Origin of the sequence: Streptomyces cinnamoneus, assembly GCF_014650495.1 — a bacterium.
Taxonomy (GTDB): domain Bacteria; phylum Actinomycetota; class Actinomycetes; order Streptomycetales; family Streptomycetaceae; genus Streptomyces; species Streptomyces cinnamoneus.
Map to the genome: position 1 here is coordinate 16049 of NZ_BMVB01000033.1, position 15043 is coordinate 31091.

Sequence of the window (15043 nt, forward strand, 5' to 3'; positions counted from 1 at the left end):
CGTGGTGTCATCCCCGAACCGAGCAAGGCCACATGTCATCGGACGACAGCAAGCACAGCGCCACCGCCGCCGCACTCCTGCCCCTCCTCGGCGGCGCCACCAACCTCCTGTCCGCCACCCACTGCATGACCCGGCTGCGCGTCGAGGTCCGCGACCGCTCGCTCGTCGACGGCGACGGGCTGCGGACGCTGCCGGGCGTGCTCGGCGTGGTGGAGGACGCGGCGTCCTCCCCGGCGCAGTACCAGATCGTGCTGGGGCCGGGCGCCGTCGCGCGCGTGGCCGCGGAGCTGGAGGGGACGGCGACGGCGGTCACCGCCGAGTCCCTCGCCGAGCGGGGGGCGGCCCTGCGGGCCGGACGGAAGGCGCGCAACGCCACCCCGTTCAAGCTCCTCCTGCGCCGCATCGCGCAGGTCTTCGTGCCGCTGATCCCCGCCCTGATCGGCTGCGGCATCATCGCCGGCCTCGCGGGGTTCCTCGCCAACCTGCACTGGCTGCCCTCGCTCGTGCCGGCGCTCACCGCCGTCGCCGCGGGCTTCATGTCGCTCATCGCCGTGTTCGTCGGCCACCAGACGGCGAAGGAGTTCGGGGGGACGCCCGTGCTGGGCGGCGCGGTCGCGGCCGTCGTCGTGTATCCGGGCGTCGCCCACGTCGACGCGTTCGGCCAGCACCTCGCGCCCGGCCAGGGCGGGGTCCTCGGGGCGCTGGCGGCGGCGCTGCTCGCGGTCCAGGTCGAGAAGGGGTGCCGGCGGGTGGTGCCGGAGGCCGTCGACGTGCTCGTCACCCCGTTCCTGACGGTGCTGCTGCCGGGGCTGGCCACGCTGTACGGGCTGATGTTCCTGGCGGGCGGGGCGTCGGCCGCGATCGGGCACGTCGCGGACCGGCTGCTGGGCAGCGGTGGCGCGGCGGCGGGCTTCGTACTGGGCGGCCTGTTCCTGCCCCTGGTGATGGTGGGGCTGCACCAGGCGCTGATCCCCCTGCACACCACGCTGATCGCCGAGCAGGGCTACACGGTCCTGCTGCCGCTCCTCGCCATGGCGGGCGCGGGACAGGTCGGGGCGGCGCTGGCCGTCTACGTCCGGCTCGCGCGCAACACCTCCGTCCGCAGGACCATCCGGTCGGCGCTGCCCGCCGGGCTGCTGGGCATCGGCGAGCCGCTGATCTACGGGGTCTCGCTGCCGCTGGGACGGCCGTTCGTCACGGCGTGCGTGGGCGGCGCGTTCGGCGGCGCGGTCGTCGGCCTGTTCAACCAGCTGGGCGACAAGGTCGGTTCCACCGCCATCGGCCCGTCGGGCTGGGCCCTCTTCCCCCTGCTCAAGGGCAACCACGGGCTCGGGCGGACCGTGGCGATCTACGGCGTCGGGCTGCTGGTGGGGTACGGGACCGGCTTCCTGGCCACGTACTTCTTCGGGCTGCGCGAGGAGAGGACGCCGGACCGCCCCGGGACGGACGGGCGCCGCCCGGCACCCCGCCGTCTCACACCACGTCGTCCGCCAGCTCCGCCACGCCCGTGATGCGGTGCAGCGGATACGTGCGCACCTCGTCCGCGGTGTGGTCGTAGGCCGTCACGAAGCCGCCCTCGACCCGGATGGGGGCGATGACGCGCTGGCTGGCGGCGCCGTCGGCGTTGACGTAGCCGATCCACACGGCGGCGCCCGTCAGGACCGCGGCCTGGACGGTGGCCAGGGTGTCGGCGGAGGTGGTGCGGGGCAGGCCGCCGGCCGTGGTCATGGGGGCCGCGGCCGGCTTGCGCGGGGTGGTCGAGGCCAGGTCGCCGGCGCGGATGGCGCGGACCGCCGCGCCGAGGAGCGTGGCGTCCGGCACCGGCGGGCCGTCCGGAACGGGCGCCGGGGGCGTGCGCGGTGGCGTGCGGTGGGTGTCCGCGCGGGTGACGACGACGTCGCCCTCCGCGGACTCGGCGGCCGGGGCGTAGCCCATCGCGCGCAGCCCCTCCAGCAGGGCGTCCGGCGCGGCCTGGGAGGCCAGCACGGTCGCCGCCAGGCGGCGCAGCCGCAGCGGGGCCGAGCGCCGGTCGGCGAGGATCTCGGCCAGCACCGACTCGTCGTCGCAGCGCAGGTACGAGGACGCGGCGCCGACCCGCAGCCGGCCGTGGCGGCGGGCGATGTCGTCGATGAGGTAGGCGAGCGGCTGCGGAACGGGCGTACGGGAGTGCCCGGTCAGGAACGCCCGCAGGTCCGCCGCGGTGCGGCCCGCGTCGAGGGCGCGGCGCACGGAGTCCGGGGTGAAGCGGTAGACCGTCGCGCCGCCCTTGGACTCGACGTCCGCGAGCACGGCGAGGGTCCGGGCGAGCGGCCGGCGCAGCGGGCCCGGGGCCACGGCGGTCAGGTCGGCCTGCAGCAGGACGTGGTCGAGGGGTTCGGGCAGCAGCGGCGCCAGCACGCCGGCCGCGGCGGCCGGTTCGCGCAGCAGGGCGCGGCCGTGGCCGGAGAGCGCGCCCCGGCTCGTCACGCCGAGCTGCTCGGCCTCGTCCAGCGTCCACAGGGCCAGCCGCGACCGCAGGTCGTCCGTGGCCGTGCGGGGCGGGCGCTCCCACCGCAGCCTGGTCAGCAGGGTGTCCGGCGGGACCGACGCCCCCTCGGGCAGCCCGGCGAGCAGGGTCAGCACGCGGTGGCGCACCTCCGGGGCGGGGCCCCGGTCCAGCTCCGGGCCCAGCGCCGCCGCCGTGCGGCCCTTGGCGTCCTTCTCGCCCACCAGGCCCGCGGTGCGGGTGGCCGCGAGCCAGGCCGTGGCCAGCCGGGTCCAGCGCTGCTCGGCGGGCAGCAGCAGCCAGTCGTCGTAGGCGGGGGTGGGCACGTAGCGCTCGTCGACCTCGCCGTCCGAGGCGAGCAGCCCGGCCGCGTAGGCGAGTTCGGCCCAGAACGCGGTGGCCGCCTCGGTCGCGTCGAGGGCGGCCGCGGTGCGCTTGAGGTCCCGTACGCTCAGGCCGCCGGCCCGCAGCACGAGCGGGCCGCCCCTCTCCCAGGCGCCGAGCAGCTCCTCCACGGTCGTCAGGGCGATGAACGCCTGCCCGGCCGCGGTCGTGTCGACCAGCCGCACCGAGTGCTCGGTGACGGGCGCGAGCTCCGGCGGCGTCGGCTCGGGGGCGCGGTGCGCGCGCCCGCCGCGCAGGTGCAGCGCGGCCTCACGGGGCAGCACCACCCCGCCGGGACCGGTGGGCAGCAGCAGGCCGCGGTCCAGGAGCCAGCGCAGGTGCGGGGCGGGGTCGGCGGTGACCGTGCCGTGGGGCGGGCCCCACACCAGCCGGTCCAGGACGGCGGCGGCCTCGGCCGGCGCCCCGGCGAGCAGCGCGGCCATGCGCCGGCGGTCGCGGAACAGGTCCGTCAGGGCGGCGACGGCGCTCACCGGGTCGTGGGTCGCGGGCAGCCCGGCCGTGGCGAGGATCTCCTGCAGCCGTCCCGGCGACATCCCGGACGCGGCCTCGGCGACGGTCGGGCCCAGGCCGGTGGGGGAGGAGACGCCGGGGGTGTGCGGGGCGGGGGCGAGGAGCTCGCGGGCGGTGCGGACCAGGCGCAGCCGGTCCTCGCCGCCCCAGACCAGGGCCTGCTCGCGCAGCGCGGCCACCGCGCGCGGCAGCTCGGCCGCGACCGCGGCGCCGACCGCGTCGCCGGTCGCGGCGCCCGGGAGGTCCTCCCCACCGGTCATGAGCGCGGCCAGGGTGGCGTACGGGCACGGGTCCGGGGCCACCGCGAGGGCCTCGGCGACCTGCAGCGCGAAGCGGTCCAGGCGGTCCAGGGCGCGCACGACCGAGGCCCGGGTCGAGGCCCGGGTGGCCAGCTGCGTGAGGTCCCCGGGCACCGGGTTGAGCAGGTCGGGCCGGGCCCGCAGCAGGCCGGCGAGGGCGTCGTCGGGACGGGTGCGCAGCTCTTCGGCGAGCGTGCGCGGTGCGCTGCCGACGCCGGGCGAGCCCGTGGTGTCGGCGGTGCTGCCGGTCTCCCGCGAAGTGGTCATTCTGCTTACGGTACCGGGTCCGTGCCGGCCGGCACGGGCTTCGGCCCGCCGTGGACCCGCCCGGCCCCCGGCTTCCCCCGCGCCCGGAGACCACAGGACGGGAAACCGGTACCTTCGGTGGGGTTCGACGGCTCGTGCGGTCTTGGGGGTTTCGATGGGGATCGAGAGCGATCAGCTTGTTTATGACTATTTGAGCAAGGTCGGGGACCTCGCCCAGAGACAGTCCCTCACCTCCGGCGACCGCATGCGCCTCGTCTCCCGGCTGCGCGCCGAGATCGAACGCCGCCGCGCCGCGGAGGGGGCGGACAGCCCGACCGCCGTGCAGCGCATCCTCGACGGGCTCGGCACCCCCGCCGAGGCCGTGGCCGTCGCCGGCACCGGTGGTGGCGCAGGCGGTGGGGCGGAGGGGGCCGGGCGTGTTCCCGTCCAACGGCAGTACGGCGAGGCCGCGGCCGCCCGCCGCGTGCCGGGCGCGGCGCTGCCGCCGCACCTGGCCACGGAGGAGGAGCTGCGCCCGGTCAGCGGCGTTCACCCGGACGGGTGGGGCCTGGAACCGGGGCCCTTCCGGGGCGGGGACGAGGTGCACGGCTTCGTCGGCGGGATCGAGATCCCCGACATGCTGAAGCCGCCGGAGGCCGCGGAGCCCCGGGAGGCGCGGCGCGGCACGGAGGCCGGTGCGCCGGAGGGCGCGAAGGCGTCGGAGAAGCCGGAGAAACCGGAGACGCCGGGGAAGCCGGGGAAGCGGCGGGCGGCGCCGGAGCCGGAGGAGGACGAGGAGGAGCCCCCGGACCGCCGCTTCCGCTTCTGGTACTCGCGCGCCGGCGTCCCCATGAGCCCGCTGCTCCTGCTGGTCGCCCTGCTGCTCGTGACCGGCGCCGTCCTCGGCAACTGGCTCGTGATCGTCGCGGGCTGGGCCCTGGCCTACGTCACGCGCCGGCTGACGCAGACGGAGTCGAAGCTGGCCGTCATGGGCGTGCCCGGGCTGGTGGTGGCCGGTGGCCTGGTGTGGCTGTGGGGACGGATGAACGGCCGCTGGGGCGCGCCGATAGCGGAGGGCGAGATGGGGACGGCGCTGTCCGAGACGCTGCCGGTGGTGGTGAAGGTGGCGGCGGTGGCATCGGCAGCCTTCGTCCTGTGGCGAGCCCGCCGCCCGGGCTGATCCGACCCGGCCGGCCGCTGGCGGGACCCACGGGGCGGTGGGCCATCCTCCTCATGGCCTGCCCGCGGCGGCCGGACCGACCGGCCACGGGAGGCCGGGCCCTCTGCCGGCCGTGACGCACGCTGGTCTGTCCAAGTGGCGGGCCACGCCTACGGCCCTGCCCGCGGCGGCCGAGCCGGAGCCCGCCTGCCGCCGCCGCGGCGCACCTCCGTCCGCTCCGGGCGGAGGTCACGCCCCCCACGGCTTGCCCGGGACCACCAACGGGCCGCCCGTCACCGGGTCCGGGACGACCACGCAGGCGAGTCCGAAGACCTCGTGCACCAGCTCCGCCGTCACCACCTCCGACGGCCGGCCGGCGGCCACCACCCGGCCCGCCTTCATCGCCACGATGTGGTCCGCGTAGCGCGCCGCCTGGTTGAGGTCGTGGAGCACCGCCACCACCGTGCGGCCCCGCTCGTGGTTGAGCCGGCGCACCAGGTCCAGGACCTCGACCTGGTGGGAGATGTCGAGGTACGTCGTCGGCTCGTCCAGGAGCAGCAGGTCCGTCTCCTGCGCGAGCGCCATCGCGATCCACACGCGCTGCCGCTGGCCGCCGGAGAGCTCGTCCACCGGGCGGCCGGCCAGGGCCGTGACGTCCGTGCGCGCCATGGCGTCCGTCACCGCACGCTCGTCGGCCTCCGACCACTGCTGCCACCAGCGCTGGTGCGGCTGCCGGCCGCGGGCGACCAGGTCGGCCACGGTGATGGCCTCGGGCGCCACCGGCGTCTGCGGCAGCAGGCCCAGCGACTGCGCTATCCGGCGCGTCGGGAGGCGGTCGAGCTCCTCGCCGTCGAGGAACACCGCACCCCGTGCCGGCTTGAGCAGCCGGCCGAGCGCGCGCAGCAGCGTCGACTTGCCGCAGGCGTTGGGGCCCACCACGACGGTGACCTCGCCGTCCGGGATCTCCAGGTCGAGGCCGTCGACGACGGTGCGGTCCTCGTAGGAGAGGGTCAGGCCGCGGGCGGCCAGGCGGCTCGCCGCCGGGACGTCGGTCGTGCTCACGCTCTTCCTCCGGTGCGGCTGCGGGCGATCAGCCAGATCAGATAGGGGGCGCCCACCGCTGCGGTCAGGACACCCACCGGCAGCTCCGTCGGCTCGAACAGCTTGCGTCCCAGCAGGTCCGCCACGACCACGACGAATGCGCCCGTCAGCGCCGAGCACAGCAGTGGGATCTGCGCGGTGCGCGTCATCCGGCGGGCGATCTGCGGGGCGAGCAGCGCCACGAAGTCCACCGGCCCGGCCGCGCCCGTGGCGACGGAGGCCAGGACCACGCCCAGCAGCGCCAGCCCGAGCCGCACCCGCCCCAGCCGGACGCCGAGCGCCGTGGCCGTGTCGTCGTCCATCGAGACCGTGCGCTGCGCCCGCGCCGCCCAGCACACGCACGGCACCAGGACCAGCAGCGTCCAGGCCAGCGGGGCCGCCTCGTCCCATCCGCGGGAGTTGAGGGAGCCGGTCATCCACACCTTCGCCTGCTGGGCGACGAGGTAGTCGCCCTTGGTGAGGAAGAGGTGGGTGACCGAGCGCAGCGCGATCGCGAAGCCGATGCCGATGAGCACGAAGCGGGCGGCCTGCAGCCCGCCCCGCCAGGCGAACGCGTACACGAGCGCCGCGGCCAGCAGCCCGCCCGCCACCGCCACGTAGGGCAGCGCGGCGTAGGAGGTGATGCCATAGGTCATCGCACCGACCGTCAGGGCGCTCGCGCCCTGGCTGACGCCGATGATGTCGGGGCTGGCCAGCGGATTGCGGGCCACGGTCTGGATGAGGGCGCCCGCCACGCCGAAGGCGGCACCGGCCAGCAGGCCGACCGTCATCCGGGGCAGCCGGAAGGAGCCCACGGTCAGCTCCTGCGCGGAGGGCCGGCCGAACACCACCTTCAGCGCCTCGCCCGGCGCGACCCAGCTCTTGCCCACGCACAGGTACAGCAGGCAGGCGGCGGCCAGCAGCACGGTCAGGCCCAGTGCCACGGCGGTGGCCCGCCGGTGGACGAGGAACGAGCCGCGCCCGGCCCGGACGAGGGCGTACCCGGCCGGCCGCACCGGCGCGGTGGCGCTCACGCCGCCACCGCCTTGCGGCGCACGAGGGTGACGAGGAAGGGCAGGCCGATCAGTGCGGTCATCACACCGGAGGGCACCTCGCTGTGGGCGTAGACGACGCGGCCGATGACGTCGGCGGTCAGCAGCACCACCGGCCCCAGGAACGCCGCCATCGGCAGCACCCAGCGGTGGTCGTTGCCGACGACCGCGCGGGCGATGTGCGGCACCGCCAGGCCCAGGAAGGCGATCGGGCCGGCGGCCGCGACGCCCACGCCGGTGAGGACCGTCGCGCCGAGGCCGCCCGCGATCCGTACGAGCGCCACGTTCTGTCCCAGGCCCCGGGCCACGTCCTCGCCCAGCGCGAGCGCGTCCAGCCCGCGGGCCACCGACAGCACCAGCACTGCGCCCACGAGCAGGAACGGCCAGATCTGGCCGACGAGGTCCGCGTCCCGCCCGGCGATCGAGCCGACCTGCCAGAAGCGGAACTCGTCCAGCGCGGACGCCTCGGTCGTCAGGACGCCGGAGATGACGGAGACCAGCAGCGCGTTGACCGCGGCCCCGGCCAGCGCCAGCTTCACCGGGGAGGCCCCGCCGCGGCCGCGCGAGGCGATGGCGTACACGCCCACGGCGGCCACGGCCGCGCCCGCGAACGCGAACCACACGTAGCCGTTCAGCGCGTGCACGTCGGCGACGGCGATCGCCAGCACCACGCCCAGCGAGGCGCCCTGGCTGACGCCGAGGATGCCGGGGTCGGCGATGGGGTTGCGGGTGATGCCCTGCATGACCGCCCCCGCCATGGCCAGGGCCGCGCCGACCATCACGCCGATGAGCGTGCGGGGCAGCCGCATGCTGCGCACGATGACGGACGCCTTGTCCGTCCCGTCGTGCAGCAGGGCGCCCGCGACCTGGGACGGCGCCACCGGGCGGCTGCCCGCGGCGAGGCTGAGCAGGACCGCGACCAGCAGGGCGGCGACCGCTGCCGCCGTCCAGCCGACGCGGCGGCGGACCAGGGACGATCTGGGGTTGCTGATCGGGACGGCGGCTGACATTGCTTCCACTTCGGCGGACGGCCGGATCGGACCGCGACGGCTGGTACCGGCCGCGGGACCGGCCCGGAGTGAGGCGGGGCTACCCGGAGTTAGGCGAGGCTAAGTGTACGGGTGGGCATCACGGCACAATGCGGTGCATGACGCCATCTCCGCGAGCCCCGCGCACGGACCACCGCTTCACGGTCGGCTTCGACCTCGACCTCACGCTGGTCGACTCCCGGCCCGGCATCCGGGCCGCGTACGAGGCGCTGGTGGCGGCCACCGGCGCGCACATCGACATCGACCTCGTCGTCAGCCGGCTGGGCCCGCCGCTCAAGGACGAGCTGCGCAACTGGTTCCCGGAGGAGGAGGTCGACGAGGTCGCCGCCCTCTACGTGGCCGCCTACCCCGACCACGGCATCGCCCCCTCGCCCGCCCTGCCCGGTGCCCGCGAAGCGGTGGCCGCCGTCCGGGAGCTGGGCGGCAGGGCGATCGTCGTCACCGCCAAGTTCCCCCGCAACGCCCGGCTCCACCTCGACCACCTGGGCATCGAGCCCGACGAACTCGTCGGCGGCCTGTGGGCCGAGGGCAAGGCCGTGGCGCTGCGCGAGCACGCCGCCGCCGTCTACGTCGGCGACCACATCGGGGACGTGCGCGGCGCCCGCGCCGCGGGCGCGCTCGCCGTGGCGGTGCCGACCGGCCCGTACGGACCGCGTGAACTGCGCGCGGCGGGGGCGGACGTCGTCCTCGACGGGGGCCTGCCGGACTTCCCCGGCTGGCTGCGCGGCTACTGCGACGCCGAGCTCGCCCCGCTCGCCTGACGGCGCTGCTCCGCGATCGAACGCAGCACCCCGGCCCCGGCGATCAGGAATCCGACGCCCATCAGCATGCACACGAACCACGCCACCGGAGGCAACGGGTCCGCACCGAGGAACAGTGGGGCCATCGTGGCCATCGTGGCCACGGCGCCGACGAGGAAGACGACGGCACCGGTCCGTACCAGCAGATCCCCGGCTCGGGGCGTTTCGCTACTCACCCGACCAGGGTAGATCCCTGTGCGGCGGCACGGCTGCCGGGACGACGGCGATCGGACCGGACGCGCAGAGGTACGACCCGAGGACGTCTTGTCACCGGGCCGGGGACCATTAGCCTTGGGGGTAGCGGGTCCTGTGGCCCGCTGTAGTGCTATCCAGAGCTGTTTTTCTGTTGATTGCAGATATTGCAGAGACTGCAGATGTTTCGGCTTTTTTCGGTATCCGACGAGACACGAGGACGAGGACAGACGTGCCTACCGGCAAGGTCAAGTGGTTCAACAGCGAGAAGGGCTTCGGCTTTCTCTCCCGCGACGACGGCGGAGACGTCTTCGTGCACTCCTCGGTGCTCCCGGACGGGGTCGACGCCCTCAAGCCCGGCCAGCGCGTGGAGTTCGGCGTCGTAGCAGGCCAGCGTGGTGACCAGGCGCTGACGGTGACACTGCTCGACCCCACCCCGTCGGTCGCTGCCGCGCAGCGCCGCAAGCCCGACGAGCTGGCCTCCATCGTCCAGGACCTCACCACGCTCCTGGAGAACGTCACCCAGCAGCTGGAGCGCGGCCGTTACCCCGACAAGGCACACGGCTCCAAGATCGCGGGCATGCTGCGCGCGGTGGCCGACCAGCTGGACGTCTGATTCCGGGCCTTTCAGACGAAGGCGAGCGCGTCCGGGCCGAGGGGCGGTACGAGCCCCTCGGCCGCGGCACGTGTGAGCAGCCCCCGCACCGCGGCGTAGCCCGCCTCCCCGAGGCCGGCCGTGAACTCGTTGACGTACAGCCCGATGTGCTGGTCCGCCACCGCCGGGTCCATCTCCTGCGCGTGCTCCAGGACGTACGGGAGCGAGGCCGTCGGATCGTCCCAGGCCATCCGCACCGACGTGCGCGCCGCCTCGGCCAGCTGCCGCAGCGCCGGCGCCCCCAGCGACCGCTTGGCGATGATCGCCCCCAGCGGGATGGGCAGGCCGGTGGTGTCCTCCCAGTGCTCGCCCATGTCGGCCAGGCACGTCAGACCGTAGTCGCGGTAGGTGAACCGGGCCTCGTGGATGACCAGGCCGGCGTCCACCTTCCCGTCGCGCACGGCGGGCATGATCTCGTGGAAGGGCAGCACGACGACCTCGCCGACGCCGCCCGGCACCTCGGTGGCCGCCCACAGCCGGAACAGCAGGTAGGCGGTGGACCGCTCGCTGGGCACCGCGACGGTCTTCCCGGCCAGGCCGGCCGGCTCCGCCGCCTCCTTGGTGAGCACCAGCGGGCCGCAGCCCCGGCCCAGCGCACCGCCGCACGGCAGCAGCGCGTACTCGTCCAGCACCCACGGCAGCACCGCGTACGACACCTTCAGCACGTCGAACTCGCCGCGCTCGGCCATGCCGTTGGTGACGTCGATGTCCGCGAACGTCACGTCCAGCGCGGGCGCGCCGGGCACCCGGCCGTGCGCCCAGGCATCGAAGACGAAGGTGTCGTTGGGGCAGGGGGAGTAGGCGATCCGGAGCGGCTTGCTCATCCCGAGACCTCCGGTTCGTCGTCCTCGCCGCCGGGTGCGGCCTTGTCGTCGCCGGGCGCGGCCGCCGCACCGAGGGCGGCGCCGAGCTCGCGGAAGGCGCCCGACAGGGCGCCGAGCGCCTCGCCGATGCGCCAGGCGCTGCGGTCGCGCGGCCCGACGGCGTTGGAGACCGCGCGCAGTTCCAGTACGGGCACGCCGTGCGCCGACGCCGCCTCCGCGACCCCGAAGCCCTCCATGCCCTCGGCCACCGCCTGCGGGTGCCGCCCGGCGAGCTCCGCGGCCCGTTCGGCGGTGCCCGTCGCGGTCGACACCGTCAGCACGTCCCCGCGCAGCGCACCGGTGGCCTCGGCGACGGCACGCACCAGCGCCTCCGGCGCCCCGTGCGTCACCTTCCCGAAGCCCAGCTCCTCGACCGACAGGAAACCGCCGGTGCTGGACTGCGCGCCCAGGTCGGCGGAGACGATCGCGTCGGAGACCACCACGGCGCCGACCTGCGCGCCGGGTGCGAAGCCGCCCGCGATGCCCGTCGAGATCACCAGCCCGTACGGCCGCCCGGCCAGCGCGGCGGCGGTCAGCGCCGTCGCCGTCCCGGCCGCCGCGGCCCCCGGGCCCACGCCGGCGGCCAGCACGTCCAGCACCGGGCCGTCCGGCCCCGCCGGGGTCGCGCGGCGCAGCGTGGCGCCGGGCAGCGCGACCTCCGCCGCGACCGGCCATGCGGCGGTCACGGCGTCACGTTCCGCCGTGACGGCGGCGACGATCAGGACCCGCGTCGGCAAGGTGGCCACGGTGCGTCAGGAGTCGCGCTCAAGGGTGAAGTTCCAGACGCCCAGGGCCTTGCCCGTGGTCGTCTCGACGATGCTGATCTGAGTCTTCTTCACCGCCGCGCCCTGGCCGGCCGAGAAGAAGGCGCTGGCCGGGATGGTGCGGTACGTCTTCTTGTTCGGCTCCTGCTCGGCAGGCTGGCCGTTGATGAAGAGGCTCCAGCCCTCATCGGCGATCTTCGGGTCGACGCCGAAGCGGACCTTGTCCTCCATCGACGCCTTGACGGTCTTGCCCGCGTCCTTCAGGCAGGGCGCCACCTTCTCGGTGTCGACGGCCTCGCCGTCGTTGTAGGCGCACGCCTCGGCGGTCACGGTGGTCGAGCCGACGGTCACCGTCGCCAGCGGCGTCGGCTTGTCGCAGGCGGAGAGGGCGACGAGCCCGAAGGTCACGGCACCCACGGCGGCAGCGGCGCGGCGGCGCTTGCCCCGGAAAATCGCAGCGGTCATGCGGGCAGGCTATCGGGCGTCCCCGCTCAGGCCACGCGCGGGTGCGGCGAGCCGCGCCGCGCGGCCGCCAGCAGGCCCCGTACGGCAGTGAGCGCGCCCAGCGCGAGGAATCCCGCGGCGACCGCCATCCCCACCACCCCGTTGAGCGGAAGCAGGATGCCGATGGCGCCGCCGACCACCCAGCACATCTGCAGCAGCGTCTCCGAACGGGCGAACGCGGAGGTCCGCACCTCCTCCGGCACGTCCCGCTGGATCAGCGCGTCCAGCGACTGCTTGCCCAGCGCCTGCGCGATGCCCGCCACCGCCGCCATGACCACCACGAAGAACGCGCTGTAGAGGACGGCCGTCACTATCGTCGTCCCGAGCGTCACCGTCAGCACCAGCGCGATCATCTTCTCCGGGCCGCGCGAGCGCAGCAGCGCCCCTATGGCCGTGCCCAGCGCATTGCCGGTGCCCGCCGCCACCGCCACCACGCCCAGCGAGAACGCCGGGCTCAGCCCGCCCAGCGGATGCACCCGCAGCAGGAACGCCAGGAAGAACGTCAGGAACCCCGACAGCATGCGCAGGGCGCCGTTCGCCTGCAGACCGTGCAGCACCGAGGCACCCACCGTGCGCAGCCCCGGCGTCCGGGGCCGCTTGCGCTGCTTCGTCAGGTGGTGCCGGTACTCCGGCGCCGTCAGCCGCGCCCGCGCCTCGCCCTTCGCCGAGTCCACCTTGTGCGGCAGCGACAGCGACAGGTACGTGCCGAACGCGAACACCGCGCACGCCCCGTACAGCGGCCACGCCGGGCCCAGCTGGTGCAGCCCCGCGCCCAGCGGGGCCGCCACTCCCGTGGCCAGCAGCCCGCCGAGCGTCACCCGTGAGTTCGCCTTCACCAGTGCGATCCGCGGCGGTACGAGCCGCGGCACCACGGCCGAGCGCACCACCCCGTACGCCTTCGACGCCACCAGCACCCCGAGCGCCGCCGGATACAGCTCCAGCCCGCCCGTCGCCACCGCGCCCGACATCGTCAGGGCCAGCAGCGCCCGCGCCAGCATCGCGCACGCCATCGCCGCCCGCCGCCCGTGCGGCACCCGGTCCAGCAGCGGGCCGATCACCGGGGCCAGCAGGGTGAACGGCGCCATCGTCACCGCCAGGTACAGGGCCACCCGGCCGCGCGCCTGGTCCGTGGGGACCGAGAAGAACACCGTCGACGCCAGCGCGATCGTGATCATCATGTCGCCGGCGGAGTTCACCGCGTGCAGCTCGATCAGCCGGCCCAGCCCGGACTCGCCGGCGCCGTGTGCGTTCGTCGCCTTGCGCACACCCCGGGCGGCCCCTGTGAAGGGCGCGCGAACGAGGCGGCCGACGCTCCGGCCCGTACGGCGGAGCGGGCCGCCTTCGGCTGACCGGATGGCTCCCACCACGCCATACTGCCCCAACTGGCACCGCGCATGGCACTTTCGGCGCACGAGCGGGGCGCGCACACCAGGTCGCCGGGGGCTCGCCGTGGCCCGGGTATCCCCCGGGCGGTCGCGCGGGGTAGCGTGCGTAGCGCGCCACCGGCCGCTGCTCTTGGCCGCACCCCGAGTCCCCATCCCGCAGAATGGGTGATGACAGGTGCGCCCGAGGCCGTTCGGGCGCGGACGTCGACGCGGTCCACCGGTCCGCTCCGTCCGCAGCCCCGACCGTTCGGCTGGCGCACTCGTGAGACGGCGTGGAAGAGAGAATCGATTCTTGTGAGTGCTGCGATGCGAAGCCGTACCCCGGACCGCCTGTGCGCCGAGGCGGTCGAACTCGCCCGTGCGGCGGCCGAGGAGGCCGCGCTGCCCGGGAAGGTCGGCGACCACGTCGAGGTCGTCGCCGACGGGGACCGCGTCGTCACGCATTACTTCGCCTGCGAGGACCCCGGCTACCGCGGCTGGCGCTGGGCCGTCACCGTCGCACGCGCCTCCCGCGCCAAGAACGTCACCCTCGACGAGACCGTCCTGCTGCCCGGGCCCGACGCCCTCATGGCCCCCGAATGGGTGCCCTGGAGCGAGCGGCTGCGCCCCGGCGACATGGGCCCCGGCGACCTGCTGCCCACCGAGGCCGACGACCTGCGCCTGGAGCCGGGCTGGACCGGCGAGGACGTCCCGCCGCCGAATTCCGCCGTCTCGGAGGAGATGGCCGAGCTGGCCGAGGCCGAGGACGCGGACGTCACGGCCGGGCCCCCGTCCGCCCAGCCCTCGGCGCCCGTGCGCGGCTCCATCGCCGCCCTCGCCCACGAGCTCGGCATGCGGCGCGCCCGGGTCCTGTCGCGGTACGGGCTGCACACGGCCGCGGACCGGTGGGACGAGTCCCACGGCTCCAAGACCCCGATGGCCCAGGCGGCGCCCGCGTCCTGCGTGAGCTGCGGCTTCCTGGTGCCGATCGGGGGATCGCTCGGGCAGGCGTTCGGTGTCTGTGCGAACGAGTTCGGTCCGGCGGACGGGCACGTGGTGTCGCTGTCGTACGGGTGCGGCGGGCACTCGGAGGCGGCGGTCATGCCGAAGGCGCCGCGGCCGGCGCCGCCGGTGGTGGACGAGACGCTGGTGGACGCGATGCCGCTGCGCGACGAGACGCCGGAGTCCGAGGACGACCTCGGGCACGCGTAGCGCGTAGCGCTGCGCTTGCCGTTGCCGTTGCGGGTGCGGGTGCGGCCCGGTGGTGGGTCCGGGCGCCGGGGGCTCCGGAGGGTATTCCGGAATCGGATATTTACGGGCCCGGCGCCGTCCCTCCTCGGCGCACCCCGCACGGGTCGGGCCCACAAATATCCGGCAGCATTCCGGAACACCCTCCTCCGCCCCCGGCGCCCTCCCGTCACCCGCACGCCGTACGGTCCGCAGACTCCGTGCGGGCTGAGGGGCCGGGGTGGGATGGGCCCTGGCAGGGGCGTTACGCGTTATTTGCGGCCCAAGTGCCGGGCTCCCATGACACTGCGGGGCAACGGGCCGTAAATAATGCAGCCCCAGAAGGGTCCGTCCCACCCCGGCCCCGACCCACCCACCGGGCAGGGAGA

General features: G+C 75.3%; 14 protein-coding genes. 5 read left to right on the plus strand and 9 right to left on the minus strand.

Features of this window, described 5'->3' with window-relative positions; translation table 11 throughout:
- The first annotated feature begins 32 nt into the window (after window positions 1–32).
- Window positions 33–1511 (plus strand): PTS transporter subunit EIIC, encoded by a 1479-nt coding sequence (locus tag IE182_RS28815; protein WP_190112913.1) that lies wholly within the window; start codon window positions 33–35, stop codon window positions 1509–1511.
- On the opposite strand, the gene IE182_RS28820 is transcribed toward IE182_RS28815, so the two are convergent.
- A complete protein-coding gene (locus IE182_RS28820) occupies window positions 1474–3966 on the minus strand; it encodes a helicase C-terminal domain-containing protein (protein WP_190112914.1) in 2493 nt (830 codons plus the stop codon). The two genes, IE182_RS28815 and IE182_RS28820, sit on opposite strands and share 38 nt — an antisense overlap.
- Before the next feature lie 154 nt (window positions 3967–4120).
- Between IE182_RS28820 and IE182_RS28825 the strand changes: the two genes are divergently transcribed.
- Window positions 4121–5125: a hypothetical protein gene (locus IE182_RS28825; protein WP_190112915.1), complete on the plus strand. Its 1005-nt coding sequence runs from the start codon at window positions 4121–4123 to the stop codon at window positions 5123–5125.
- Between the two features lie 228 nt (window positions 5126–5353).
- Here the strand turns inward: IE182_RS28825 and IE182_RS28830 are convergent, their stop codons facing one another.
- From IE182_RS28830 to IE182_RS28840, 3 genes are read right to left on the minus strand one after another with little or no spacing between them, the layout of a single operon-like run.
- On the minus strand, window positions 5354–6166 hold the full coding sequence (locus tag IE182_RS28830; RefSeq protein WP_190112916.1) for an ABC transporter ATP-binding protein: 813 nt from the start codon (window positions 6164–6166) through the stop codon (window positions 5354–5356).
- Window positions 6163–7218 (minus strand): FecCD family ABC transporter permease, encoded by a 1056-nt coding sequence (locus IE182_RS28835; protein WP_229845203.1) that lies wholly within the window; start codon window positions 7216–7218, stop codon window positions 6163–6165. The genes IE182_RS28830 and IE182_RS28835 overlap by 4 nt, the downstream gene beginning before the upstream one ends.
- Window positions 7215–8246, minus strand: coding sequence for a FecCD family ABC transporter permease (locus IE182_RS28840; RefSeq protein WP_190112917.1), 1032 nt, complete (start codon window positions 8244–8246; stop codon window positions 7215–7217). Before IE182_RS28840 ends, IE182_RS28835 begins: the two co-directional genes overlap by 4 nt.
- Before the next feature lie 137 nt (window positions 8247–8383).
- Between IE182_RS28840 and IE182_RS28845 the strand changes: the two genes are divergently transcribed.
- The gene (locus IE182_RS28845; protein ID WP_190112918.1) at window positions 8384–9046 is read left to right on the plus strand and encodes an HAD family hydrolase; all 663 of its coding nucleotides are present in this window, start codon (window positions 8384–8386) and stop codon (window positions 9044–9046) included.
- On the opposite strand, the gene IE182_RS28850 is transcribed toward IE182_RS28845, so the two are convergent.
- Window positions 9013–9261: a hypothetical protein gene (locus IE182_RS28850; protein WP_190112919.1), complete on the minus strand. Its 249-nt coding sequence runs from the start codon at window positions 9259–9261 to the stop codon at window positions 9013–9015. The genes IE182_RS28845 and IE182_RS28850 overlap by 34 nt on opposite strands.
- Before the next feature lie 248 nt (window positions 9262–9509).
- On the opposite strand from IE182_RS28850, the gene IE182_RS32675 reads away from it, so the two are divergent.
- A complete protein-coding gene (locus IE182_RS32675; protein ID WP_190064580.1) occupies window positions 9510–9893 on the plus strand; it encodes a cold-shock protein in 384 nt (127 codons plus the stop codon).
- An 11-nt stretch (window positions 9894–9904) separates the two neighbouring features.
- Here the strand turns inward: IE182_RS32675 and IE182_RS28860 are convergent, their stop codons facing one another.
- Genes IE182_RS28860 through IE182_RS28875 form a run of 4 tightly spaced genes read right to left on the minus strand, consistent with a single transcriptional unit; the run spans window position 9905 to window position 13427 of the window.
- Window positions 9905–10756 carry a 1,4-dihydroxy-6-naphtoate synthase gene (locus tag IE182_RS28860; protein ID WP_190112920.1) on the minus strand — a complete coding sequence of 284 codons (852 nt, stop codon included), beginning with the start codon at window positions 10754–10756 and terminating at the stop codon, window positions 9905–9907.
- Window positions 10753–11532, minus strand: coding sequence for a futalosine hydrolase (locus IE182_RS28865; protein WP_190112921.1), 780 nt, complete (start codon window positions 11530–11532; stop codon window positions 10753–10755). Before IE182_RS28865 ends, IE182_RS28860 begins: the two co-directional genes overlap by 4 nt.
- Before the next feature lie 15 nt (window positions 11533–11547).
- On the minus strand, window positions 11548–12024 hold the full coding sequence (locus IE182_RS28870; protein WP_190112922.1) for a DUF2771 domain-containing protein: 477 nt from the start codon (window positions 12022–12024) through the stop codon (window positions 11548–11550).
- Window positions 12025–12050: 26 nt separating this feature from the next.
- Window positions 12051–13427 (minus strand): MFS transporter, encoded by a 1377-nt coding sequence (locus IE182_RS28875; protein ID WP_190112923.1) that lies wholly within the window; start codon window positions 13425–13427, stop codon window positions 12051–12053.
- Window positions 13428–13754: 327 nt separating this feature from the next.
- On the opposite strand from IE182_RS28875, the gene IE182_RS28880 reads away from it, so the two are divergent.
- The gene (locus IE182_RS28880) at window positions 13755–14639 is read left to right on the plus strand and encodes a DUF3027 domain-containing protein (protein WP_190112924.1); all 885 of its coding nucleotides are present in this window, start codon (window positions 13755–13757) and stop codon (window positions 14637–14639) included.
- Window positions 14640–15043 lie beyond the last annotated feature (404 nt).

Coding starts and splice junctions, on each gene's coding strand:
- IE182_RS28870 (WP_190112922.1), bottom strand. CDS start 12,024: ATGACCGCTGCGATTTTCCGGGGCAAGCGCCGCCGCGCCGCTGCCGCC.
- IE182_RS28840 (WP_190112917.1), bottom strand. CDS start 8,246: ATGTCAGCCGCCGTCCCGATCAGCAACCCCAGATCGTCCCTGGTCCGC.
- IE182_RS28815 (WP_190112913.1), top strand. CDS start 33: ATGTCATCGGACGACAGCAAGCACAGCGCCACCGCCGCCGCACTCCTG.
- IE182_RS28825 (WP_190112915.1), top strand. CDS start 4,121: ATGGGGATCGAGAGCGATCAGCTTGTTTATGACTATTTGAGCAAGGTC.
- IE182_RS28860 (WP_190112920.1), bottom strand. CDS start 10,756: ATGAGCAAGCCGCTCCGGATCGCCTACTCCCCCTGCCCCAACGACACC.
- IE182_RS28820 (WP_190112914.1), bottom strand. CDS start 3,966: ATGACCACTTCGCGGGAGACCGGCAGCACCGCCGACACCACGGGCTCG.
- IE182_RS28845 (WP_190112918.1), top strand. CDS start 8,384: ATGACGCCATCTCCGCGAGCCCCGCGCACGGACCACCGCTTCACGGTC.
- IE182_RS28880 (WP_190112924.1), top strand. CDS start 13,755: ATGCGAAGCCGTACCCCGGACCGCCTGTGCGCCGAGGCGGTCGAACTC.